This window comes from Pseudonocardia kongjuensis, assembly GCF_039526905.1.
GTDB lineage: Bacteria > Actinomycetota > Actinomycetes > Mycobacteriales > Pseudonocardiaceae > Pseudonocardia > Pseudonocardia kongjuensis.
This window is the reverse complement of record NZ_BAAAJK010000004.1, coordinates 1-23441: the sequence shown is the minus strand read 5'-3', so window position 1 is coordinate 23441 and position 23441 is coordinate 1. Positions and strand designations below refer to the sequence as shown.

The window sequence follows — 23441 nt, the reverse complement described above, 5'->3', positions numbered from 1 at the left end:
GTCCCGATGCCCCCGCACGTCCTGCGCCCCGGTTCCCGGAGGCGCACCGCCGCCGTCCTCGTCGCACTGCTCGCCACGGTCGGCGTGCTGGCCGGCTGCTCCCGCGCCGACGAGGGAGGCGGCGCGGCCGCCTCGGGCGAGACCTCCCCCGCCGCCGAGGTCCGCCTCGGCTACTTCCCGAACATCACCCACGCGCCCGCCCTGATCTCGGTGCAGAACGGCCTGTTCGCCGAGGAGCTCGGCGACACCGCGCTCACCCCGCAGACCTTCAACGCGGGCCCGGACCAGGTCGCGGCGCTGCTCGGCGGCTCGATCGACGTCGCGTTCATCGGCTCCGGCCCGGCGATCAACGCCTTCTCCCGCTCGAACGGCGAGGCCGTCCGGCTGGTCGCCGGCTCCACCTCGGCCGGCGCGCAGCTGGTGACCTCCCCGGACATCACCACCCCCGACCAGCTCCGCGGCAAGACGATCGCGACGCCGCAGCTCGGCAACACCCAGGACGTCGCGCTGAAGACCTGGCTGAAGGAGAACGACCTCCCGATCGGCGACGGGCCGGACGCCGTGACCGTGCAGAACATCGAGAACCCGCGCACCCTCGACCTGTTCCGGACCGGCGAGGTCGCCGGCGGCTGGCTGCCCGAGCCGTGGAGCTCCCGGCTGGTCGACGCCGGCGCGTCGGTCTTCCTCGACGAGCGCACCCTCTGGCCGGACGGCGAGTTCCCGACCACGGTGATCATCGTCCGCACCGAGTTCCTGCAGCAGCACCCGGAGACCGTCGAGGCGATCCTGCGCGCCGAGCAGCGGGCGATCGAGTTCATCCGCGAGCAGCCCGAGCAGGCCCGCACGATCTCCAACCAGGCGATCCAGGAGATCACCGGCAACGCCCTGACCGAGCCGGTGCTGGAGCGGGCCTTCAGCGAGCTGACCTTCGACACCGACCCGCTGGCCGCGACCTGGCCGCAGCTCGCCGAGGACGCCGTCACCGCCGAGATCGCGGACACCCCCGCCGATCTCACCGGCTTCCTCGACCCGACCGCGATCGACACCGTCCGTGAGGCCGCAGGCGAGCCCGCCATCGACCCGGCCGGGCTCGACGCGAGCTGACGACCGCCACCACGACGAGGGGGACCCCCGCGATGCCCGCAGACCTCACCGACCGCACCGACCGCACGAGCCGCACCGACGGCACCGACCGGGCCGGCGCCCGCTCCGCCACCGCCGCCGTGGAGCTGCGCGGCGTCGGCAAGACCTTCGGCCACGGCCCGGCGGCGGTGACCGCGCTGAAGGGGATCGACCTGCAGGTCGCCGACGGCGAGTTCGTCTGCCTGCTCGGCGCCTCCGGCTGCGGCAAGTCGACGCTGCTCAACCTGCTCGCCGGGCTGGACGACGCCACCGCCGGCTCCGTCTCGGTCGGCGCGGCCCGGCCGTCGTTCATGTTCCAGGAGGCCGCGCTGATGCCGTGGCTGACCGCCCGGCGCAACGTCGAGCTGCCGCTGCGGCTCGCCGGGCACGGCCGGGCGGCGCGCACCCGGCGGGCCGAGGAGCTGCTGTCGCTGGTCCGGCTGGAGGGCGTGGGCGACAAGCGCCCGCACGAGCTCTCCGGCGGCATGCGGCAGCGCGTCTCACTGGCCCGCGCGCTCGCCGCGGCCACCGGGCTGGGTGCCGAGGACCCCGGCTCCGACGCGACCGGCCTGCTGCTGATGGACGAGCCGTTCGCCGCGCTCGACGCGATCACCCGGGACGTCCTGCAGGGCGAGCTGCTGCGGGTGTGGCGGGCCACCGGCACGACCATCGTGTTCGTCACGCACGACGTCCGCGAGGCCGTCCGGCTGGCCGAGCGGGTCGTGCTGCTGTCGTCGCGGCCCGGCACCGTCGTCCGCGAGTGGGAGGTCCCCACCCACGGACACGGCGCCGAGCAGCAGGCGCAGCTGCACGACGACATCACCGGACGGCTGCGGCAGGTGATCACCAGCCATGCCGCGTGAGGACGGACGCCGCCCGGTCGGCGTGACCGGCGGCACCACACTGGACGACCGCACCGCCCCGGACAACGACACCGCCGACGCGATCGCCGGCCTGGACGCGCTGGACACCCCGGTCGTCCGGCGGACGCCGTGGTGGCAGATGCTGCTGCGCACCTGGCTGCCGCCGCTGGTCGCGCTCGCCGCGATCATCGGGATCTGGCAGGCGGTGTGGGCCTCGGCGGTGCTGCCGGAGTTCCGGCTGCCCTCGCCGTCGGCGGTCGGCGAGGAGTTCGCCGCGATCGTGATCGACGGCTCGATCTGGTCGATCCTGTGGACCTCGGTCAGCCGGGCCGCGATCGGGTTCCTGTTCGCGCTCGCCATCGCCACCCCGCTCGGCCTGCTGGTGGCGAAGGTCCCGCTGGTCCGCGCCGCGATCGGCCCGCTGCTGACCGGGCTGCAGTCGCTGCCGTCGGTCGCCTGGGTGCCCGCGGCCGTGCTGTGGTTCGGCCTGACCGACGCCACGATCTTCTACGTGGTGCTGCTCGGCTCGGTGCCCTCGATCGCGAACGGGCTGGTCGCCGGGATCGACCAGGTGCCGCCGATCCTGCCCCGCGCCGGACGGGTGCTCGGGGCGACCGGCTTCGCGATGGCCCGGTTCGTGCTGCTGCCCGCGGCGCTGCCGGGCTACCTGGCCGGCTGCAAGCAGGGCTGGGCGTTCGCCTGGCGGTCGCTGATGGCCGCCGAGATCATCGCGATGGGGCCCGCCCTCGGGCTGGGGCTGGGCGCCTACCTCAAGAACGGCGCCGACGTCAGCAACATCTCCCAGGTGTTCGCCGGCATCCTGCTGATCCTGATCGTCGGGATCGGGATCGAGCTGCTGGTGTTCCGGCCGCTGGAGCGCCGGGTGCTGCGCGCCCGGGGGCTGGCCCTGACGGTCTGAGCCCGCCCCACCGTCACGAGCGGGCCTGTCGTGGGACGGTCGGTCCCACGGACGGCCCGCTCGTGGCGTGTGACCGGAGCGGGCAACGTGTCCGGACGGGTGCACCGCGTCCCACCAGCCGAAACGCAGTGAGGTCAATCCCAACCTGCGGGGTTGGGTTTCGGGCCGCGCCGGGTTACCGTCCTCCCATGACCGGATCGGTGCTGCTGACGACGCGAGGTCACATCGACCTGCTGCGCGTCGCGTCGGCGCTCTGTCGACCCTGACGGCACCCCCGGCTCCGGTTCGCGCGGCTCCGGTCCGCACGGTCCCGGTCCGCACGGTCCCGGTCCGCACGGTCCCGGCCCGCACGGTCCCGGCCCGCACAGTCCCGGCCGGCTCCCGGACCGCGCGGCCCGCACCACGGCGCGACCGGCCGCGCCGCACCCAACCCACACACCCGCAGGCACCCGATCCGCCCGCCGCCCGTTCCGGGCCGGGCGGTGCACCGGTGTGCCCGCACCCGCCCCGAATCCCGCTGGGAGCAGCCATGACCACGACCTCCGAACGGGCGCGCGCCCAGGCGCCGCCCGACGTGGAGACCCTCCGGACCCGGCACGAACGCGGTGCCGGCCGGGTCCCGCGCTGGGTGGTGAAGACCGCATCGCCGGTGGCGCTCGTCGCGCTGTGGCAGCTGCTGTCCAGCACCGGCGTGCTCCCCCGCGACGTGCTCGCCGCCCCGCTCACCGTCGCCGTCACCGCCGCCGACATGTGGGCCGACGGTGCGATCCAGAGCGCGGTGCTCGCCTCCACCGGCCGGGTCGTCGCCGGGATCGCGATCGGCCTGGTCACCGCGGTCGTGCTCGCCACCCTGTCCGGGCTGTTCCGGCTCGGCGAGGACGTGATCGACGCCCCGGTGCAGATGCTGCGCACGGTCCCGGTGATCGGCCTGATCCCGCTGCTGATCATCTGGTTCGGCATCGGCGAGGAGCCGAAGATCGCGCTGATCGCGCTGGCCGTCACCTTCCCGCTCTACATGAACCTCTTCGGCGGCATCCGCAACGTCGACGCCACCCTGGTCGAGGCCGCCCGCACCCTCGGACTGGGCTGGTTCGGCCAGGTCCGGCACGTGATCCTGCCGTCGGCGATGCCGCAGTTCCTGGTCGGCCTGCGGTTCTCGCTGGGCACCGCCTGGCTGGCGCTGGTGTTCGGCGAGACGATCAACGCCACCTCCGGCATCGGGTACGAGATGAACACCGCCCGCGAGTTCTTCCAGACCGACGTGATCGTCGTCTGCCTGGCGCTCTACGCGCTGCTCGGGCTGCTCGGCGACTTCGTCGTGCGGATGCTGGAGAGGGGGTTCCTGTCGTGGCGACCGGCGTTCAGCGGGAAGTGACCCGCCCCGTCTCGGTGCGCGGGCTGACCCGCCGCTTCGGCGACCGCACCGTGCTGGAGGACCTCGATCTCGACATCGAGCCCGGCCAGTTCGTGGCGCTGCTCGGCGCGTCCGGCTGCGGCAAGTCCACGCTGCTGCGGATCCTGGCCGATCTCGACCACGACGTCACCGGCGACGTGACGGTCGCCCGGCGGCGCGCCGTCGGGTTCCAGGCGCCCCGGCTGCTGCCGTGGAAGAAGGTGTGGCGCAACGTCGTCATGGGCCTCCCGGGGCGACCGGACCGGGCCCGCGCGGAGGCCGCGCTGGCCGAGGTCGGCCTGTCGCACCGCACCGACGTGTGGCCGAAGGTGCTCTCCGGCGGCGAGGCGCAGCGCGCCGCGCTGGCCCGCGCGCTCGTCCGCGATCCGGACCTGCTGCTGCTCGACGAGCCGTTCTCCGCACTCGACGCGCTCACCCGGATCACCGCCCGCGGCCTGGTCGACGAGCTGTGGCAGCGGCACCGGTGCGCGGTGCTGCTGGTGACCCACGACGTCGAGGAGGCGCTGGTGCTCGCCGACCGGGTGCTCGTGATGGAGGGCGGCCGGATCTCCTACGACGCGCCGGTCCCGATCGACCGGCCGCGTGACGTCACCGATCCCGACTTCCAGCGCCTGCGCGCCGAGCTGCTCGGCCGCCTCGGCGTCCACTGACCGGAGGCACTCCATGTCCGTCGAGTTCATCGGCATGATCGGGACCCAGGAGGTCTCCGAGATCCGGCCCGCGACCGGCCCGGTGATCGACCGCGCCACCGTCCGCGGCTTCGTCGCGGCGCACGAGGAGGCCGGCTTCGACAAGGTGCTGGTCGGCCACTCGTCGTCCACCCCGGACGGGTTGCAGGTCGCCGCCTACGCCGCCGCGCACTCCGAGCGGCTCGGGTTCCTGGTCGCGCACCGGCCCGGGTTCACCGCGCCGACGCTGGCCGCCCGCCAGTTCGCGACGCTGGACCACTTCACCGGCGGCGGCCGGGTCGCGATGCACGTCATCTCCGGCGGCAGCGACGTCGACCAGCGGCGCGACGGCGACTGGCTGGACAAGGACGAGCGCTACGCCCGCACCGACGAGTACCTGTCGGTCGTCCGCCGCGCGTGGACCGAGCCGGACGCGTTCGACCACCACGGCGAGCACTACCGGGTGGCCGGCGTCCGGCAGGAGATCCGTCCGCTGTCGCCGATCCCGGTGTACTTCGGCGGCTCGTCCGAGGCCGCCTACCGGGTCGGCGGCCGGCACGCCGACGTGTTCGCGCTGTGGGGCGAGCCGCTGGCCGGGACGGCCGAGCAGATCGCCCGTGTCCGGGACGCGGCGCACGCGGCCGGGCGCGCCGAGGCACCGCGGATCAGCGTGTCGTTCCGGCCGATCCTCGGCGACACCGAGGAGCAGGCGTGGGCCAGGGCCCGCGAGGTGCACGCCCGGATCGTCGCGGCGAACGGCGGCCACGGATCCTTCACCGGGACCCGGATGCGCGAGCCCGGCGCCCCGGCCAACGTCGGCTCGCAGCGGCTGCTGGCCGCGGCCGCCGCCGGTGAGGTGCACGACCGCTGCCTGTGGACGGCGACCGCGGCGGCGTCCGGCGCGGCCGGGAACTCCACCGCGCTGGTCGGCACCCCGGACACGGTGGCCGCCGCGCTGGCCGACTACGTCGACATCGGGGTGGGCACGCTGCTGATCCGCGGCTACGACCCGATCGCCGACGCCCGCCGCTACGGCAGCGAGCTGCTGCCCGCGGTGCGCGCCGAGCTGGCCCGCCGGGGCGCCGCGGTGGGGGTCCCGGCATGAGCGCACCCGCCACCGCGTCGGTCCGCTGGACACCGGAGAGCGCGTCCCGGGGCACCGTCGTCGTGCTCCCCGGCCGCGGCGAGCACCCGGGCCTCTACTCCCGGCTCGGGCGCCGGCTGGCCTTCGACGGCTGGACGGTCGTCGCCGCGGAGCCCATGGACGACTCGGACGGCACCGGCAGCACCAGCAGCAGCACCAGCACCGACAGCAGCGGCACCGGCAGTACCAGCACCGGCAGAACCGGCGCAGGCGGCATCGGCATCGACCCCGGCGCCGATCCCGGCCCCGGCGCCGCGACCGCGGCGGTCGCGGCGGCACTGGACGGCGCGACCGGCGCCCGGGTGCTGCTCGGCTCGGACACGGGCGCGCTGCGCGCCTGGGAGATCGCCGCCGCGGGCACCGTCGCGCTGGACGCGCTGGTGCTGGCCGGGCTGCCCGCCGCGCCGCCGGACGGCGGGCCGCCGCGCGACCGGGCCGGCGAGCTGGACGCGCGCACCGCCTGCCCGGTGCACCGCGGCGTGCTGGAGGCCGATCCCGGGTTCCGCTGGGGCGAGATCGCCGAGCCGGCCGGGGCGGTGCCGTCCGGCGCGCTGCCCGGGGTGCCGGTGCTGTGGCTGCACGGCGCCGCCGACGCCGTCGCCCCGGTCGCCGCGGTGCGGCCGCTGGTGCGGGCCGCCGACGAGCTCGCCGTCGTCGCCGACGGGGTGCACGACGTGCTGAACGACCAGTTCCACCGGATCGTCGCCGCCCGCCTGGTGCTGTTCCTGGAGAAGGCCGCGAAGGGGGCGGCCTTCCTCGCCCCGGCCGCGGCGGAACCCGCGGCGCGCGCCCGGCGGGCCGCACCGCTGAACGTGTCCGCCCGGCTCGACCACGCGCTGCGGGCACTGGCCGAGCTCGCGGCCGCTGCCGGGGACGGCGGCGCGGCAGGGGACGGCGGCGCGGCAGGGGACGGCGGCGCTGCCGGGGACGGAACGGTCACCTGCGACGCCATCGCCCGGTCCCGCGGCATCCCGCTGAACTCGCTGGTCAACATCATGCTGCAGCTGCGCCGGGCCGGGCTGGTCACCAGCAGGCGCGGCTGCGAGGGCGGCTACCGGCTCGCCCGGCCGGCCGGCGCGATCACCGTCGCCGACGTCGTCCGCGCGACCGAGGGCGCGCTCGCGACGGTCCGTGGCACCGGACCGGCCGCCGTCCTGTGGGCGGACCTCGAACGCACCGTGGCCGACTTCCTGACCGGCCACACCCTGACCGCACTCACCCCGGAGCGTGACCCCCGATGAGCAGTACCGACGCCTTCCATCCCGATCTCCCGGCGACCCCCGGCGACCCGCCGGCGCACGCGCGGGTGCACCTGATCCGCGGTGCCGATCTGTCCGCGGACACCGCGCAGACCAGCGGCATGTCCCGGCGCGAGGCGGTCAGCGGCCGGACCGTCGGCTCGCGGAAGCTGTGGACCGGCGAGACGCACGTCGCGCCGGACACCAACTCCGGCGACCACCACCACGGCGAGGCCGAGACCTCGATCTACGTGGTCAGCGGGCGGCCCCGGTTCGTCTTCCACGACGGCACCGGCGAGGTCGTGCTGCAGACCGAGCCCGGCGACTACGTGTTCGTCCCGCCCTACGTCCCGCACCGCGAGGAGAACCCCGACCCGGACAACCCGGCCGTCGTGGTGATCTCGCGCAGCACCCAGGAGGGGATCGTCGTGAACCTCCCCTCGCTCACCCCGCTCACCGATCCGGAGCCCGCCCCGTGAACCGCCTGCTCGCGCTCCCCGCACTGCTCGCCGCACTCGCCGTCGCCCTCACCGGCTGCGCCGGCGGCACCCCCGCCGACGACGACGCCCCGGTCGACCTGTCCCAGGTGACGCTGCGGGTCGGCGACCAGGCCGGCATCCAGTCCGCGCTGGTCGAGGCCTCCGGCGCGCTCGACGGCGCCCCGTACACCGTCGAGTGGGCCCAGTTCCCGGCAGCGGCGCCGCTGCTGGAGGCGCTGCGCAGCGAGGCGATCGACATCGGCATCGCCGGTGACGCGCCGACCCTGACCGCGCTGTCCTCCACCGACAGCATCAAGATCGTGAAGGCCACCCGGTCCCCGGCGAAGGGCGGCCTCGCGCTGCTCGTGCCCGGCGACTCCCCGGTGCAGTCGGTCGCCGACCTGCGCGGGAAGACCGTCTCCCCCACCACCCAGGGCAGCATCGGGCACTACCTGCTGCTGCGGGCGCTGGAGGAGGCCGGGGTGCCCGCCGAGGAGGTCGAGATCTCGTTCCTGCAGCCGGTCGACGCGGCCGCCGCGCTGAACTCGGGTGCGATCGACGCGTGGTCGACCTGGGACCCGTACACCGCGGTCGCCCAGCAGGAGTCCGGCGCCCGGATCCTGCGCGACGCCGAGGGCCTCGGCACCGGCCTGACCTTCCTGGACGCCAACACCGCGGCCCTGGAGGACCCGGGCACCCGGGCGGCGATGGCCGACTTCACCGAGCGCTACGCCACTGCCCTGCAGTGGGCCCGGGAGAACCCGGCCGAGAACGCGGCGATCTACTCGGAGCTGACCGGCCGCCCGGCCGAGGTCGCCGAGCTGATGGCCGACCGGGCACAGCGCGAGTCCGAGGCGCTGGACGACGACCTGGTCGCCGAGCTGCAGGGCGTCGCCGACCGCTACGCCGACTACGGCGTGCTGCGCAGCCCGGTCGACGTCGGGTCGGCGGTGGAGGACCTGGCCGCACCGGCCGGTTCCTGACCCTCGGTCCGTCCGGCGGCGGGCCCGCGATCCGGGCTGGACAGTCGTCCAGTAAAATCCTGACACCTGTCCAGATCGTCCGGGCCGGGCCCGGATCCGGATCCGCGGCCCGCCCGGGGCGGTGGGGGCCGCCCGTGGGCTCCCGACCGGCGGCCCGCGTGTTCCGGGGGGATACGCGGGCCGCCGGCGTGCCCGCCGGCTACGACAGGTGGTGCCGCTCCTGCAGCCCGTACACCGGCGTCGGGATGCCCTCCTGCCGGGCCTTGAGCTGCAGCGCCAGGTACAGCGAGTAGAACCGGCTCTGGTGCAGGTTCCCGCCGTGGAACCACAGGTTGGGCTGCTGGGTGGGCTTCCACATGTTGCGCTGCTCGCCCTCCCACGGACCGGGGTCCTTGGTGGTGTCCGACCCGAGGCCCCAGACCTTGCCGACCGCGTCCGCGACCTCCTGGCCCACGATGTCCGCGGCGAGCCCGTTCATCGAGCCGTAGCCGGTCGCGAAGACGACCAGGTCGGCGTCGAGCTCGGTGCCGTCGGACAGCCGGACGCCCTTCTCGGTGAACTCGGTGACCTGCCCCTTGGCGAGCTTCACCCGGCCGTCGGCGACCAGCTCGGCGGCGCCGACGTCGATGTAGTAGCCGGAGCCGCGGCGCAGGTACTTCATGAACAGCCCGGAGTCGTCGTCGCCGAAATCGAGATCGAACCCGGCCTCGGTCAGCCGCCGGTAGAAGTCGGCGTCGACCTCGCGGGCCTTGTCGTAGGTCGGCTTCTGGAAGGTGTGCATGATCCGGTACGGCAGCGACGCGAAGATCATGTCGGCGGTGTGCGTGTCGATCCCGTTCGCGACCGCCCGCTCCGAGTAGAGGTCGCCCAGACCGAGCTCCATCAGGGTGTCGGACTTGATGATGTGGGTGGAGGACCGCTGCACCATGGTGACGTCGGCGCCCACCTCCCACAGCGCGCCGCAGATGTCGAACGCCGAGTTGTTCGACCCGATGACGACGACCTTCCGGCCCCGGTAGGCGTCCGGGCCGGGATGCTGCGACGAGTGCTGCACGTCTCCGGAGAACCGCTCCCGCCCCGGGACGTCCGGGATGTTCGGCTTCCCGGACACCCCGAGCGCGAACACCAGCTGCCGCGGCCGCAGCGTGATCTCCTCGCCCGCCCGGTCGACGACCACCGCCCACCGGCCGCTCGCCTCGTCGAAGGTGGCCGAGCGCGCCGTCGTCGAGCCCCAGTAGGTGAGCTCCATGATCCGGGTGTAGAACTCCAGCCAGTCGCCGATCTTGTCCTTCGGCGCGAACACCGGCCAGTTGTCCGGGAACTTCAGGTAGGGCAGGTGGTCGTACCAGACCGGGTCGTGCAGGGCGAGGCTCTTGTAGCGCTTGCGCCAGGAGTCGCCGGGCCGCTCGTTGCGCTCGACGATGATCGTGTCGACGCCGAGCTGCCGCAGCCGCGCGCCCAGCGCGATCCCGCCCTGCCCGCCGCCGACGATCACGACCTCCGGGTCGCGGGTGCGGCCGAGCTCGGCGAGCTCCTGCTCGCGCTGTTCCTTCCAGGTGACCCGATTCGGGTTGGCGCCGTGCTCGGTGCCGAACGGCCGGTTGTCGCCGCGCGGCTCCTCGTGGCCCTTCAGCTCGTCGAGCGTGGTGAGGAAGGTCCAGGCCCGCGGCGCGCCGTCCTCGGACACCAGCCGGGCGTGCCCGGAGCCGCGGCCGACCGCCGTCTCGAAGGAGAACCAGACGTCGGTGACGCCGCCGGCCTCGGTGGGCTCGGCGGTGATCGTCCAGTTCGACGGGTCGGTGCTCTCCAGGGTGCTGGTCAGCAGGTCCCGGACGCCGTCGTGGTGCTCGACGGTCCTCAGGTTCCAGGTGAAGGCGACCAGGTCCCGCCAGTAGCTCTCGGCGGCGAACAGGCCGACGGCCCGGTCGACGTCGCGGGCGGCCAGCGCGTCGCCGAACGCGGTCAACCAGGTCTGCGCCGTGTCGCGCGCCGCGGACTTCTCGAGTGTCTCGGTCACGTCGGGGCCTCCTGCGAGCGGGTTCGCCACGACCGCGGCGGTGCTCGCCGTCCGTGCCACGGTCGTCGGGGCAACGCCTGCAGTGAACACCACCCGGCGTGTCCGGCGACACGGTTGCGGTGAGGTTGCAATGACTGTGCCGCACCGGTGCCGTGCGGCATGCTCGCAAACGTGCGGGTGCTCGTGATCGAGGACGACGAGGGGGTCGCCGGAGCGGTGGTCGACGCCCTGCGGACCCGGGGCCACGGCGTGCTGCACGCGCCGACCGCGGGTACCGCGTCGGCGCTGCTGGGCGAGGCCGATCTGGTGCTGCTCGATCTCGGCCTGCCCGACGGCGACGGGCTGACCCTGCTGCGCAGGCTGCGCCGCGACTCGCCCGTGCCGGTGATCGTGCTGACCGCGCGGTCCAGCGAGCGCGACGTCATCCGCGGGCTGCACCTGGGCGCCGACGACTACCTGGTCAAGCCGGTCCGGCTGCGGGAGCTGCTGGCCCGGGTCGACGCCGTCGCCCGCCGGGCGCCCGCGGCCACGGCCGCGCCCGGTGTGGTCGACGCCGAGGACGTCCGGATCGACCTGGACGCGCGCCGGGTCACCGTGGCCGGCACCGAGCTGGCGCTGACCGCCACCGAGTACGCGGTGGTCGCGGTGCTGGCCCGGCGGGCCGGGGTCGCGGTCAGCCGCCAGCAGGTGCTCGACGAGGTGTGGGGCGACGCCACGGTCGCCGGCTCGAAGGCGCTCGACGTGCACGTCGCCGCGCTGCGCGCGAAGCTCGACCGGCCCGGTCTGGTCGCGACCGTGCGCGGGTTCGGCTACCGGCTGGGGCGGTGACGCCGTGCGCCGGCGGCTGCTGGTCGTGCTCTCGCTGTTCTCGCTGCTCACGATGACCGCGTTCGTCGTGCCGCTGCTCGACGAGCGGGCGACCGCACGGGCCCAGGTGCTCACGATGAGCCGGGCGCACGACCTGGACCGGTTCGTCGCGCTGGCCGCGCTGAACGCCGAGCGCGACGAGCTGTGCGCGGAGCTGGAACGCAGCGTGCGCCGGCACGCCGAGCTGTACGGCGAGGGCGTGCTCGTCGTCGACGCCCTGCGCAGGCCGGTGGTGTGGTCCGGACTGTCCCCGGACGCGCCCGGCGTGGACGCCGCGCTGAACGCCGCGCTGCGCAACGAGCCGTCCGCGGTGCCCGCCCGGGTCACCCCGTTCGACGACGAGCCGGTGCTGATGTGGCAGCCGGTCGGCACCGGCAGCCGGGCCGACGGCGCCGTCCTGCTGCAGGTCGACCCGTCCCGGGCGGCCGCCGACGTCACCGTCGCCTGGTCGCTGGTGCTGCTCGGCGCGCTCGCGGCGGCGCTGGCCTTCGCGGCGCTGGCGCTGGCCGTGGCGCGCTGGGTGCTGCGCCCGGTGGACGCGCTCGCGGAGGGGGTCGGTGCCCTCGCGGCGGGCCGGGCCGGAGAGCAGATCGCCGTCTCCGAGGGCCCCGCCGAGCTGCGCGAGCTGTCCGAGTCGTTCAACCGGATGTCGGCCTCGGTGCGGGCCGGCGCCGAGGAGCAGCAGCGCCTGGTCGCCGACGCCTCGCACCAGATCCGCAATCCGCTCGCCGCGCTGCGGCTGCGGGTGGACGGGCTGGAGACGCACGTCGACGGCGACGGCCGGTCCGCCTACGACTCCACGCTCAACGAGGTGGACCGGCTGGAGCGGCTGCTGGACGGGATGCTCGGGCTGGCCTCGGCGGAGGCCACGGCGTCGGCGGTCGCGGCCGGATCGGACGGCGGATCGCGGTGCGACGTCGGGGAGGTCGCGGCCGGCCGGGTGGACGCCTGGCGGCCGGCCGCCGACGCCGCGGAGGTCGCACTGCTCGGCGACGGGGAGGACGCCCTGGTCACCGGCTGGCCGGCCGGCGACCTGGAGCAGGTGCTGGACGTCCTGCTCGACAACGCCATCCGGCACACCGGCCCCGGCACCACCGTGCGGGTCCGCTGGACCGGTACCGGCTCGACGATCGCGGTCTCGGTCGCCGACGACGGCCCCGGTCTCTCCGAGGGCGATCTCGCCAGCGCCCGGCAGCGCTTCTGGCAGGGCAGGTCCTCCGGTGGCTCCGGGCTCGGGCTGGCGATCGCCGACCGGCTCGTCCGGGCCCGGGACGGCGAGCTGACCCTGGGCCCGGCCCCGCGCGGCGGGCTGCTCGCCACGGTGACCCTGGGGCGGCGGTGACCGCGCTCGGCAGGCGGGTGTTCCTGGCCGGGCTGCTCGCGCTGCCGCTCGCCGGCTGCGCCCGCGCCCGGGCGGGCGGCCTGCCGTTCGCCGCGGGCGAGGCCGGCGGGTTCTACGCCGAGTTCGGCACCCTGCTCGGCGCGGTCTCGCGCGAGGCCGGGCACCCGCTGGACCCGGTCACGACCGGCGGATCGCGCGCCAACCTGGAGCTCGTCGCGAGCGGCGAGGCCGCCGTCGGGCTGGCGATGACCGACGTCGTGCGCGACGCCCGGGCCGGCGTGCCCCCGTTCGACCGGCCGGTCGAGTACCTGGCGATCGGCCGCGTCTACGAGAACTACCTGCAGCTCGCCGTCCGGGCGGACTCCCCGTTCACCGGGCTGCCCGATCTCGCGGGCAGGCCGGTGTCGCTCGGCTCCACCGGCTCGGGCTCGGCGCTCGCCGGGGCCCGGCTGGTCGCGCTGTCCGGGGTCGCGGTGCAGAGCCTGGAGCTCCCGCTGACCGAGGCCACCGCGGCGCTGGCCGAGGGCCGGATCGACGCCCTGCTGTGGTCCGGCGGGCTGCCCACCCCGGCCGCCGACGCGCTGGCCGCCCGGCTGGCGATCCGGCTGCTGCCGCTGGCCGGGTACGCCGGCGGGCTGCGCGATGTCGTCGGCCCGGGGCTGTACACGGCGACCGTCGTCCCGCCCGGGGTGTACGGCGCGGCCGAGCCGGTGCTGACCATCGGCGTGCCCAACCTGCTCGTCGCCACCTCCGCGCTCGCCGACGACGACGCGGGCGCGATCGCGCGGATGCTCGTCGAGCACGCGCCCCGGCTCATGCCGGGCTCGGCGCTGGGCACCCGCTATCTCGACCAGCCCTCGCTGGTCGACACCGGCGACGTCCCGCTGCACCCGGGTGCCGCGGCCGCCTACCGCGACCTGCACGGCTGATCCGCCTTAAGCCCCGGTAAAGACCGCCGGGCAGGACCGCCGGCGGCGTCTAGCGTCCCCGCGTCCGAGCATTGGCGCGCCCGAGGAGCCCCCACCCCATGAGCAATGACGCCCTGCAGAAGTTCCCCGCGGAACCGATGCTCCCGCCGACCGGGAAGGACCGGTTCCGCAGCCTCGGACCGGGCCTGCTGGCCGCGGCCACCGGAGTCGGGGCCGGTGACCTGGTCGCGACGATGATCGCCGGCGCGCAGTACGGCACCGCGCTGCTGTGGGCTGCCGTGCTCGGCACCGTCCTGAAGCTCGCGCTCGGTGAGGGGGTCGGGCGCTGGCACCTCGCCTCCGGATCCACGCTGCTCGACGGCTGGCGGCGGCTCGGGCGCTGGGCGACCACCTTCTTCGCCGCCTACATCGTGATCTGGGGCTTCGTCTACGGGGCGACCGCGATGTCCGCCGTCGGGCTCCCGCTGAACGCGCTGTTCGGCGGCCTGACCGTGCGCTACTGGGCGATGATCGCCGGGGTGGTCGGCCTGGCGCTGGTCTGGGCGCAGCGCTACCACGTGTTCGAGAAGTTCATGACCGTGCTGGTCCTGATCAAGTTCGTGTCCGTGGTGTCGGTGGCCGTGCTGGTCACCCCCGATCTCGGCGACCTGGCGAACGGGCTGGTGCCGCGGCTGCCCGAGGGCTCGGTCGTCTACGTGCTCGGCCTGATCGGCGGCGTCGGCGGGACGATCACCATGGCCGCCTACGGCTACTGGATGTTCGCGAAGGGCTGGAAGGGCACCGGCTGGCTGTCGATGATGCGGCTGGACAACGCCGTCGGCTACGTGATGACCGGCATCTTCGTGGTCGCGATGCTGGTGGTCGGCTCGACCATGCTGCTCGGCCAGGACCTCACCGAGAACGACCGCGGCCTGCTCACCCTGGGCGAGGCGCTCGGCGAGAGCTACGGCGAGTGGGCCCGGCTGCTGTTCCTGTTCGGGTTCCTCGCGGTGACCTCCAGCTCGCTGCTCGGCGTCTGGAACGGGGTCAGCCTGCTGTTCGCCGACATGGTCCGCACGCTGCGGCTGCCGCACGGCAGGGCCGCCGAGACGGTCGGCAACGACGCCGCCGTCGGCGCCACGGCGAACACCGCTGCGGCCGGCGCCGCGGCCGCCCCGGACACCGCCGAGGAGCGCTCCGGCGCGTTCGTCGCCACCGAGATCGAGCGCTCGCTGCCGTTCCGCGGCTACCTGCTGTGGCTGACGATCCCGCCGATGGGGCTGCTGTTCATCGACCGCCCGTTCGGGCTCACCCTGGTGTACGGCGTGCTCGGCTCGGTGTTCATGCCGTTCCTCGCGATCACCCTGATGCTGCTGCTCAACTCGAAGCGGATCCCGGCGCAGGGGCGCTCGCGGTGGCTGTCGAACACGCTGCTCGGCGCGTCCTCCGCGCTGTTCCTGACGCTCCTGGTGACCGACCTGTACCAGCGTTTCCTCGGCTGACGCCGGGAACGCTCCCCGGCGCCCGGCCCGCCCCCCTTCCGGGCCGGGCGCCTCCCTCTCTCAGACCAGGTCCGGGCGCGGCGGCGTCCGCTCGCCCGCCTCGACGGCGACGTCGAGCGCGTTGCCCGCGGGCGGCAGCGGGCAGGTCGCGTACGCGGTGAAGGCGCACGGCAGGTTCACCGTGCGGTTCAGATCGACCTGCACGGTGCCGTCGGCGTCCGGATCGGCGGTCTTCAGGATGCGGCCGCCGCCGTAGGTCTCCCGGCCCGAGGTCGCGTCCCGGAAGTGCAGCGACAGCCCGCCGTCCTTCCCGGCCAGCGCGACCAGCCGCCGGGTGCCGCCACGAAGCTCGAACTCGACCTCGCCGACCGCGGTCGGGAAGTGCTGCAGCCCCTCGACGACCGCGTCCACGGTGATCCGGCGCGGCTCGTCGTAGGCGGTGAACCGGCCGGTCAGGACGGCACCCGGGTCGAAGTCCCAGGTGGGGACGCCGTCGAACGCGGTCCGGGTGACCGCCTGCGGGTCACGCACCCGCAACGCGTAGCCGTCGGTGCGGCGGGCGATCTCGACGATCCGCTCCCCCACCGTCACCATCGCGCCGGGCGCACCGTCGACCGGGCGGACCTGCGCGCTGCCGTCCAGCGGCCCGGCGGTGCCCGGCAGCACGACCCCGTCGGCCGCCGCCGCGGTGATCTCGACGGTGTCGGCGTCGGCGACCCGCCAGGTGCCCGGGAGCGACCCGATGTCGCCGGGGCCGTCGTCGAGCCAGTGCAGGGCGGTCAGGGACAGCCAGCCGTGCGGTGCGCGGAGCTGCTCCTCCCGCTCGGCCCTCCACGCGGCGTGCTCGGTGCGGATGTCGGTCCCGGTCGTCGTCATGTCCGGGCAACGCCTGCGGCGCCGCCGGGCTTCCCGGGTCAGTGCACCCGCCTGCGCTGCGAGTCCGGATCGGGCCGGGTGAGCGCGACCACCCCGGCCAGCGCGACGACGACGCCCAGCAGCGCCGCGCCCTCCCAGCCCGGCCGGATCCGGTCGCCGAGCAGCGCGATGCCGACCACGCCGGGCACGACCACCTCGGTCACCGACAGCACCGCCGTCGCCGTGCCGACGGCGCCGTCCTGCAGCGCCTTCGCGAAGGCCAGCACGCCGAGCACCCCCATCACCACGACGCCGTAGACGAGCGGATCGAGCAGCAGCTCGCCGACCGTCTCCCAGCGGATCGGGCCGGGATGGATGGCGCGCACCGCGAGCGCCGTGCCGCCGAAGCCGAGCCCGGCCAGGAACGCGAGCAGCATCGGCCGTCCGGCCCGCCACACGAACGGCGCCGCGACCAGCAGCACCGCGAACGACACCAGCAGCACCGGCGTCGCGGCCGGGGGCAGCGCCTCCGGTCGTTCCGGCTCGGCGCTCGCCGCGACCAGCACCAGCCCGGCCAGCACCGCGACCACCGCCCAGCGGTCGCGCCAGATCAGGTTCCACGGGTTCCAGCCGTGGTCGGCCAGCGTGGTCAGCGCGATCGCCCCGGCCAGGATCGACTGCACCGCGAACACCGGCAGGTAGCGCAGCGCGACCACGGTCAGCACCCAGGCGACGACGTCGGCGAACAGCCCGGCCAGGAACCACGGCTGCAGCCACACCGGCCTGCCGTACTTCGCCAGCCGGCTGCCCTTGGCCTCCCAGAGCGCCGCGACGGTGTTGCCGATCATCGCGGCGACGGCGATGAGCAGCGCGAACAGGGTGGTCATGGCGCGGCCCATCCTGCCCGTTCCGGGCCGAACCGGCGTCGGACACGCCGGTCTGCCACTGTCGGACCGGCAGTGCACACTCGACGTCATGCGCATGCAGTTCGGTGTGGACGAGGGCGACGCGTTCCATGAGCGGCTGGCGGAGCTGAGCACCGGCTTCGCCGCGTGGCTCGACGAGCACGAGCTCGTCGGCGAACCGATGTCCGCCGAGCTGTTGATGCAGTACAAGTGGCTCGCCGCCGACGGCGACCTGGCGAGCTGGCCGCTCGAGCAGCTCACCGAGTTCCTGGACGACTGGTGCCCGCACGTGATGGCCGAGCACCGGCTGCCGCTGCGGCTGGTGCCGCTGACCGTCGTCGTGTTCGTGGAGTACCTCGACGAGCAGGGCCTGCTCGCGCAGGCGAGCCCGCGGCCGTCGGCGATCCGGCGGCTGTGCACCGGCTTCGCCGACACCTACGACGAGCTGGAGGCCGGCCCGGTCGAGCCGCTGCTCGCCGAGTTCGAGTCGCCGCCGGACCCGGTGCGGATCCCGTCGCCGGCCGACCGGGCGCGCAGCGCCGCGCAGGCCCCGATCCTGCGCGACGCCCGGCTGCTGGCGCAGTGGTGCGGCGAGGGCGGCCGGGCGCTGACGAAGACCGGCAACCTCCGGCTCGCCGACGCGCGGGAGCTGGTGGAGCTGCTCGGCACCGGGGACGACGTGGAGCGCCCGGGCGGGAGCCGGCTCGTCCGGGCCGGCCAGCTGCCGACGCTGACCTGGGTGCTGGGGGCGGCGGTGCGGGCCGGGGCGGTCCGCCGCGACGGCGGGCGGCTGGTCGCGGTGCCCCGCTTCGCCGCGCTCGACGACACCACGGCGCACGAGGACCTGGTGCTCGGCGCCCGCGACGAGGGCGTGCTCACCGTGCTCGGCGACCGCCGCGCCGACGACGACGAGTGGTCCGGGGACCTCATCGACGAGGGCCTCGACGGGCTGCTCGACGCCGCGGACGCGCCGGCCGACGAGATCGAGCGGCACGCCGTCGAGGTCCTGCAGGAGCACCTGGAGGCGGTCGCCGGCCGGCTCGCCGACTCCGAGGACGACGACGAGCCGTTGCCGCATCCCGCCGACGACGCGACGCCCGGCTTCCTGGCCCTGCTCCGCCATCCCGCCGACGGCCTGGAGTTCGACACCCTCGCCGAGCTGCTCGGCCTGGTCCTCGGCTGGTCGGAGTGGTACCGGCAGCTCGACGTCGTCCCCGCGACGACCGGCACCCTGGTCACCCGGCTCGAGCGGCTCGGGCTGGTCCGCTGGGACGGTGCCGAGCCGGTGCCCGACTCCGGTGCCCCCGGGGAGGTCCGGCGGGCCGGCGGGCGGGTCACGCTCACCCCCGGCGGGATCGCCTGCGCGCTGCTGGTGCTCTCCGCCGAGGGGCTGGACTTCCCGACCCGGCCCGATCCGGCCGTCGCGACCGCCGCCGACGTCGTCGGGCTGGCCGGCGAGGTGCCACCCGACCAGTGGCGCGACGACATCGACGTCTGGTACGCGGCGCAGCCCGATCCGGCGCAGGCCGTCTCGGCGTTCGTGACCGAGGCGCTCGCCCCGGGCCGGCCGCTGGTCGTCGTCCTGACCGCGACCAGCGTCGCCGCCGAGCGGTTCGGATCGATCGTCGACGACCTGCTGCACGAGCACCTCGACGGGCCGCACCGCGCGCAGGTCGCCCGCCGGCTGGTCGGCCGCGGGCTGCTCGACCCGGACGAGGTGGAGCCGGACCTGCTGCTGCACGCCTCGGTCGACGTGCTGGCCGTCACGATCGACACGATCGCCCCCGACCAGTGGCCGGAGCTGTTCGCCCGGGAGTTCCCGCCGGAGACCGTCCCGGTGTTCGAGGTGCTCTGGCGGCTCGACAACCCGCACCTGGGCGACGTGCTCGCCGAGCTCGGCGCGAACCATCCCGACCAGGTCGTCGCGAAGGCGGCGCGGCGGGCCCGGACGCGCTGGGAGAGCCGCACCGGCGGCGGGTGACGCGGGGCTGCCGGGTGTGCGAACATATGTTCGTGCGCGGCCTGGCCACGATCCTGCATGCCGACCTGGACTCGTTCTACGCCTCGGTCGAGCAGCGCGACGATCCGCGCCTGCGGGACCGGCCGGTGATCGTCGGCGGCGGGGTCGTGCTGGCGGCGAGCTACCAGGCGAAGGCGTACGGCGTCGCGACGGCGATGGGCGGCAGGCAGGCCAGGGCGCTCTGCCCGGCCGCGGTCGTCGTGCCGCCCCGGATGGCCGCGTACTCGGCGGCGAGCCGCGCCGTCTTCGCGATCTTCCGGGACGTCACGCCCGAGGTGGAGGGCCTGTCGATCGACGAGGCGTTCCTGGAGGTCGGCGGGCTCGCCCGGATCGCGGGGGCGCCGCGCGAGATCGCCGCCCGGCTGCGCGAACGGGTGCTGGCCGAGGCGGGCCTGCCGATCACCGTCGGCGTCGCACGCACCAAGTTCCTGGCGAAGGTCGCGAGCGGGGTGGCGAAACCCGACGGGCTGCTCGTCGTCGATCCGGAGCGGGAGCGCGAGTTCCTGCATCCGCTGCCGGTGGAACGGTTGTGGGGCGTCGGGTCGGTCACCGCAGGCCGGCTGCACGAGCTGGGCGTGCGCACCGTCTCCGACGTCGCGGGCCTCGGCGAGCCGGCCCTGGTGTCGCTGCTCGGCCCGGCCGCCGGGCGGCACCTGCACGCGCTGGCGCACCTGCGCGATCCGCGCCCGGTCGAGACCGGCCGGGCGCGGCGCTCGATCGGGTCGCAGCGGGCGCTCGGGCGCCGGCACCGTGATCCGGAGGAGCTGGACGCGATCCTGGCCGGCACCGTCGACCGGCTCGCCCGGCGGCTGCGCGCGCCGAAGGGGAGCGACCTCGACCCGGCGGGGCCGGGCGGCGGGCGCACCTGCCGGACGGTGGTGCTGCGGTTGCGTTTCGCCGACTACGCCCGGGTCACCCGCTCGCACACCCTGCCGGCGCCGACCGCCCACACCCCGACCATCCTCGGCGCGGCCCGGCGGTTGCTGGTCGCGGCGCTCCCGGAGATCCGCGAGCGCGGCATCACCCTGCTCGGGCTGTCGCTGACCAACCTCGACCGGGACGACGCGCCGCAGCTGGAGCTCCCGTTCGACGCGCGGTCCGGCCCGGCGCTGGACACCGCACTGGACGCGGTGCGCCGCCGGTTCGGCGCCGCGGCGGTGTCCCGGGCGACCGGGCTCGGGCGGGGCGACGACCTGGAGGTCCCGCTGCTGCCCGAGCACGAGTGACGGGCCACGCTCAGCAGGCGGGGGCGCTGCCGAAGTCCCGGGTGGTGCGGATGTAGTAGTTGGTCACCCAGCCCTGTTCCGGGGAACCGATCCGGTACCAGACGTCGTCGCCGCGCACCGGCTCGCCGCGCTGCCAGCAGCTCACCCGGACCGGGGTGCCCGCCTCCGGGATCGTGGCGACGACGCCGTGCCCGGTGCCGGGGCCGGAGCGGACCTGCAGGCCCTCGATCGACGTGCGCGTGCACCCGGCCAGGACGAGCACGCCCAGCACGACGGCGGGAACGCGCAGCGACCGTACGGAACCCACTTCCCCCACCCCACTCGATCCTCACTCGTTCAGGTGACCCAGAGGGTTGCGGACCGTAGCGCGATCCGGGCGGTGCCACGCCGTGGGAACGGGACCCGGGTTCGAGGCTCCTGCTCGGCGATGCCGCCTCGGTCGATCGCACCGGTCGGCCGGGTGCCCTCGTCATGCGGGGCCACCGACCGGTTGATGATGCTGTGGCACAGTGTCTTTCCCGCTCATCGCCGGCACCGCCGGTCCCGCGCCTTCTCGTCCGCGCGCTGCCCGTGCGCCCCGGCGGGCCACGGGGCGGGGAGGCCGGCGGGATGCCGCCGGTCCCGGCGTGCAGCTCGCAGTGCCCGGCCCGGTGGCCCGGACGGAGCGCCTCGTCGCCGACGTCCGGGGTGCGCACCCACGCCGTCGCGTGTCCGCGTACGGGCCCTGCGCACGACAGACCTGTCGGCCGCCGATCCCCCGCCCGGTGCTCTGCGTGCATCCCGCCCGGCCTGCCGCGGGGTCGCATCGCGCTGCACCCGCCCCCCGGGTCGTACCGCAGTGGGGGTTCTCCCGCTGCGCCGAAGCCGCCGAAGACCCGCCCGTCACGGCGTGAGGTCAGCGATCCGGCCGGAGAGTCCGCCGCACGACCGCGGCAGCAGCCGTGCGGATCATCGAGATGCGGCCGGTCAGCGAGCCCGCCGCCGCGGCTCTCCCCCGGCGCCGGCCCGAACTGCGCCGCCACGGCGTGCACGTGCGCGTCGAGCGCGTCGAGCGCGTCGAGCGCGTCGAGCGCGTCGAGCGGGTCGAGCGGGTCGAGCGGGTCGAGCGGGTCGAGCGGGTCGAGCGGATCATGCGCGAGCACGGCCCGCAGGACGCACACCCTGCGCCCGCAACCGGCTCCGCCCGCGAGAGCCAGCACCGACCCGCGGACCTACGCAAGTGGGACTTCACCGCCTCCACCCCCGAACCGCGCCCAGGCGCGCGGGGAGCCGAGCTGACCCCGACCGGCACCAGCACCAGCACCGGCACCGGCACCGGCACCGGCACCGGCACCGGCACCGGCGAGAATGTCCGATGGCCCACCGCGATGCGGGACGCGTTCACCGACCGGGATCTCCAGCGCGACGACACCAGTGGCGCCCCGGTCCGCAGACCGCTCCTGCCGCGCGGCCGCCCGCGAGGACCGGCGGCCGCCCGGTCGTCGGCTGGGCCACCGACCCACACCACGACGGCCCTGACGCTCACCTTCCCCACGCTCCCGAACCCTGTGCTCCCGAACCCTGAGCCCTGGGCGGCTGATCCTGCACTGCGACAGGAACGCTCAGAACACGCGCTGCGGTTCGCCCGCACCTGGTCGACGCCGATGCCACCCGCGACGGGTCCACAGAAGACAGATGCGCCGACGCCCCGGCCGAGAGCCTGTGATTGAGGGCCTGTCCGACAACGCCAGTGACACCGTTGATCGGACGGGCCCGAAGGACCCGAGCGGGCCCGGAGGTTCCTCCCCTACCTCCGGGTCAGAACGGCGGGGCATCGTCATCGGCGTCGTCTCGGGCCGCGGCCGCCGTGGTTGCGGCTGCCGAGCCATCGGAGGGCGATGTCGTGTCCGAGCCGGTGAGGTGGGGTCGGTAGTCGTGTGGGTGGGTGGTCTCCCGGTGTCCGCATGGGCTGATCCAGGTCAGTGAGCCGTCGGTGGCGGCGAGGACCTGCCAGCCGGGTGCGTCTTTGAGTTTGTGGTGGTGCTGGCACAGGCCGTGCAGGTTCGTGGTGTCGGTGGTGCCGCCGTGGGCCCAGGGGATGAGGTGGTCGAGGTCGCGGATCGGTCGGCTGCACAGTGGTCCGCGGCAGAGGCCGTCGCGGGCTCGTATGAGGTCGGCCATGTCCTCGGGTGGGGTGTAGGTGGTGCGGCCGCGGTCGCGGACCGTTCCGGACAGCGGGTCGATCACCAGGCGGGTCCATGTGCCGCCGGCGGCCAGGGCGCGTGCGGTGGTGGCGGGGATCGGGCCGTGTCCGACCAGTTCGGCGGGGTGGTCGTCGCCGAGCAGTGTGTCGAGGGAGACGACGACCTGGATCAGTGGTTTGCGTCCGATCGCCGTGCCTGGATCGGGGCGTGCCGCCAGTACGGCGGCGACGATGTCTGTGAGTATCTCGGCCGGGGGGCTGACGTATCCGGCGGCGCGGGGGACCTGATCGATCTGTCCGATGCCCCCACCGGCTCCGGCCGCTCCGACTCCAGCCGCTCCGGCCCCGGCGGCTCGGGCCCCGGCGGCTCGGTCTCCGGCGTCCGGCTCGGCCGCTCCGGTTGCACCGGTCGTTTCGGTCGTTCCGGTCGTTCCGGTTGCACCGGTCGTCCGGGCAGCACCGGTGGTCCGGGCAGCACCGGTGGTCCGGGCAGCACCGGTGGTCCGGGCACCGGCGGTGGCGGCGGCACCTGCTGTGCCGTGCAGACCTGCCGTGCCGGTGGCACTAGCTGTGCTGGTGGTGTCGGGTGGGTGGGGTGCCAGGATCTGGGTGACGGCCTCCCGGATGGTCTCCACGTCGGTGACCGTCATCGTGCCCTGCAGCAGTTGATGCGCCAGATCGACGCGGCGCTGGTCCAGGGTGCGGGGGTCGTCGGTTCCCAGTGATCGGGCCAGTCGGTCCACCGACCGCCATGATGCCTCGGTCTGCTCGGCGGCTGCGGACAGCC

The 23441-nt window shown here is 74.9% G+C and carries 21 protein-coding genes; 16 read left to right on the top strand and 5 right to left on the bottom strand.

The features are described from left to right. Positions 1 to 6 precede the first annotated feature (6 nt). From ABD160_RS04255 to ABD160_RS04215, 9 genes are all read left to right on the top strand, one after another. The gene (locus tag ABD160_RS04255; RefSeq protein WP_344018436.1) at positions 7 to 1104 is read left to right on the top strand and encodes an ABC transporter substrate-binding protein; all 1098 of its coding nucleotides are present in this window, start codon (positions 7 to 9) and stop codon (positions 1102 to 1104) included. A gap of 32 nt (positions 1105 to 1136) precedes the next feature. Continuing rightward, the gene (locus ABD160_RS04250; RefSeq protein ID WP_344018433.1) at positions 1137 to 1985 is read left to right on the top strand and encodes an ABC transporter ATP-binding protein; all 849 of its coding nucleotides are present in this window, start codon (positions 1137 to 1139) and stop codon (positions 1983 to 1985) included. After that, entirely contained in the window at positions 1975 to 2904 is a 930-nt protein-coding gene (locus tag ABD160_RS04245; RefSeq protein WP_344018430.1) for an ABC transporter permease, read from the top strand. The genes ABD160_RS04250 and ABD160_RS04245 overlap by 11 nt, the downstream gene beginning before the upstream one ends. A gap of 529 nt (positions 2905 to 3433) precedes the next feature. After that, positions 3434 to 4279 (top strand): ABC transporter permease, encoded by an 846-nt coding sequence (locus tag ABD160_RS04240; RefSeq protein WP_344018428.1) that lies wholly within the window; start codon positions 3434 to 3436, stop codon positions 4277 to 4279. Then, on the top strand, positions 4276 to 4968 hold the full coding sequence (locus ABD160_RS04235) for an ABC transporter ATP-binding protein (RefSeq protein ID WP_344018426.1): 693 nt from the start codon (positions 4276 to 4278) through the stop codon (positions 4966 to 4968). The genes ABD160_RS04240 and ABD160_RS04235 overlap by 4 nt, the downstream gene beginning before the upstream one ends. A gap of 13 nt (positions 4969 to 4981) precedes the next feature. Then, a complete protein-coding gene (locus tag ABD160_RS04230) occupies positions 4982 to 6091 on the top strand; it encodes an LLM class flavin-dependent oxidoreductase (protein WP_344018424.1) in 1110 nt (369 codons plus the stop codon). Next, the gene (locus tag ABD160_RS04225; protein ID WP_344018422.1) at positions 6088 to 7371 is read left to right on the top strand and encodes an RrF2 family transcriptional regulator; all 1284 of its coding nucleotides are present in this window, start codon (positions 6088 to 6090) and stop codon (positions 7369 to 7371) included. Before ABD160_RS04230 ends, ABD160_RS04225 begins: the two co-directional genes overlap by 4 nt. Continuing rightward, positions 7368 to 7847: a cupin domain-containing protein gene (locus ABD160_RS04220; RefSeq protein ID WP_344018420.1), complete on the top strand. Its 480-nt coding sequence runs from the start codon at positions 7368 to 7370 to the stop codon at positions 7845 to 7847. Before ABD160_RS04225 ends, ABD160_RS04220 begins: the two co-directional genes overlap by 4 nt. Next, entirely contained in the window at positions 7844 to 8830 is a 987-nt protein-coding gene (locus ABD160_RS04215; protein ID WP_344018418.1) for an ABC transporter substrate-binding protein, read from the top strand. The genes ABD160_RS04220 and ABD160_RS04215 overlap by 4 nt, the downstream gene beginning before the upstream one ends. Before the next feature lie 199 nt (positions 8831 to 9029). Here ABD160_RS04215 and ABD160_RS04210 read toward each other — a convergent pair whose 3' ends face one another. Continuing rightward, entirely contained in the window at positions 9030 to 10847 is a 1818-nt protein-coding gene (locus ABD160_RS04210) for a flavin-containing monooxygenase (RefSeq protein WP_344018416.1), read from the bottom strand. A gap of 159 nt (positions 10848 to 11006) precedes the next feature. On the opposite strand from ABD160_RS04210, the gene ABD160_RS04205 reads away from it, so the two are divergent. The 4 genes from ABD160_RS04205 (at position 11007) to ABD160_RS04190 (ending at position 15466) form a co-directional block, all read left to right on the top strand. Continuing rightward, complete coding sequence (locus tag ABD160_RS04205; protein ID WP_344018414.1) at positions 11007 to 11675, top strand: response regulator transcription factor; 669 nt, start codon at positions 11007 to 11009, stop codon at positions 11673 to 11675. 4 nt (positions 11676 to 11679) lie between these two features. Continuing rightward, positions 11680 to 13056 (top strand): sensor histidine kinase, encoded by a 1377-nt coding sequence (locus ABD160_RS04200; protein WP_344018412.1) that lies wholly within the window; start codon positions 11680 to 11682, stop codon positions 13054 to 13056. Beyond that, entirely contained in the window at positions 13053 to 13985 is a 933-nt protein-coding gene (locus ABD160_RS04195) for a TAXI family TRAP transporter solute-binding subunit (protein WP_344018409.1), read from the top strand. Before ABD160_RS04200 ends, ABD160_RS04195 begins: the two co-directional genes overlap by 4 nt. 98 nt (positions 13986 to 14083) lie before the next feature. Then, entirely contained in the window at positions 14084 to 15466 is a 1383-nt protein-coding gene (locus tag ABD160_RS04190) for an Nramp family divalent metal transporter (protein WP_344018407.1), read from the top strand. Between the two features lie 60 nt (positions 15467 to 15526). On the opposite strand, the gene ABD160_RS04185 is transcribed toward ABD160_RS04190, so the two are convergent. Both ABD160_RS04185 and ABD160_RS04180 read right to left on the bottom strand, forming a co-directional pair. Continuing rightward, the gene (locus ABD160_RS04185) at positions 15527 to 16342 is read right to left on the bottom strand and encodes a DUF1684 domain-containing protein (protein WP_344018404.1); all 816 of its coding nucleotides are present in this window, start codon (positions 16340 to 16342) and stop codon (positions 15527 to 15529) included. Positions 16343 to 16380: 38 nt separating this feature from the next. Then, positions 16381 to 17208: a hypothetical protein gene (locus ABD160_RS04180; RefSeq protein ID WP_344018402.1), complete on the bottom strand. Its 828-nt coding sequence runs from the start codon at positions 17206 to 17208 to the stop codon at positions 16381 to 16383. 88 nt (positions 17209 to 17296) lie between these two features. Here ABD160_RS04180 and ABD160_RS04175 point away from each other — a divergent pair, with 88 nt between their 5' ends. Both ABD160_RS04175 and dinB read left to right on the top strand, forming a co-directional pair. Next, the gene (locus tag ABD160_RS04175; protein WP_344018400.1) at positions 17297 to 19207 is read left to right on the top strand and encodes a hypothetical protein; all 1911 of its coding nucleotides are present in this window, start codon (positions 17297 to 17299) and stop codon (positions 19205 to 19207) included. Positions 19208 to 19233: 26 nt separating this feature from the next. Then, positions 19234 to 20472, top strand: coding sequence for a DNA polymerase IV (dinB, locus tag ABD160_RS04170; RefSeq protein ID WP_344018398.1), 1239 nt, complete (start codon positions 19234 to 19236; stop codon positions 20470 to 20472). A 10-nt stretch (positions 20473 to 20482) separates the two neighbouring features. Here the strand turns inward: dinB and ABD160_RS04165 are convergent, their stop codons facing one another. Then, a complete protein-coding gene (locus ABD160_RS04165; protein WP_344018395.1) occupies positions 20483 to 20779 on the bottom strand; it encodes an SH3 domain-containing protein in 297 nt (98 codons plus the stop codon). A 634-nt stretch (positions 20780 to 21413) separates the two neighbouring features. On the opposite strand from ABD160_RS04165, the gene ABD160_RS04160 reads away from it, so the two are divergent. After that, positions 21414 to 22181, top strand: a complete 768-nt coding sequence (locus tag ABD160_RS04160; RefSeq protein ID WP_344018393.1) for a hypothetical protein — start codon at positions 21414 to 21416, stop codon at positions 22179 to 22181. Positions 22182 to 22269: 88 nt separating this feature from the next. Here ABD160_RS04160 and ABD160_RS04155 read toward each other — a convergent pair. Then, the coding region (locus ABD160_RS04155; RefSeq protein WP_344018390.1) for an HNH endonuclease signature motif containing protein at positions 22270 to 23441 on the bottom strand (1172 nt) is incomplete at its 5' end.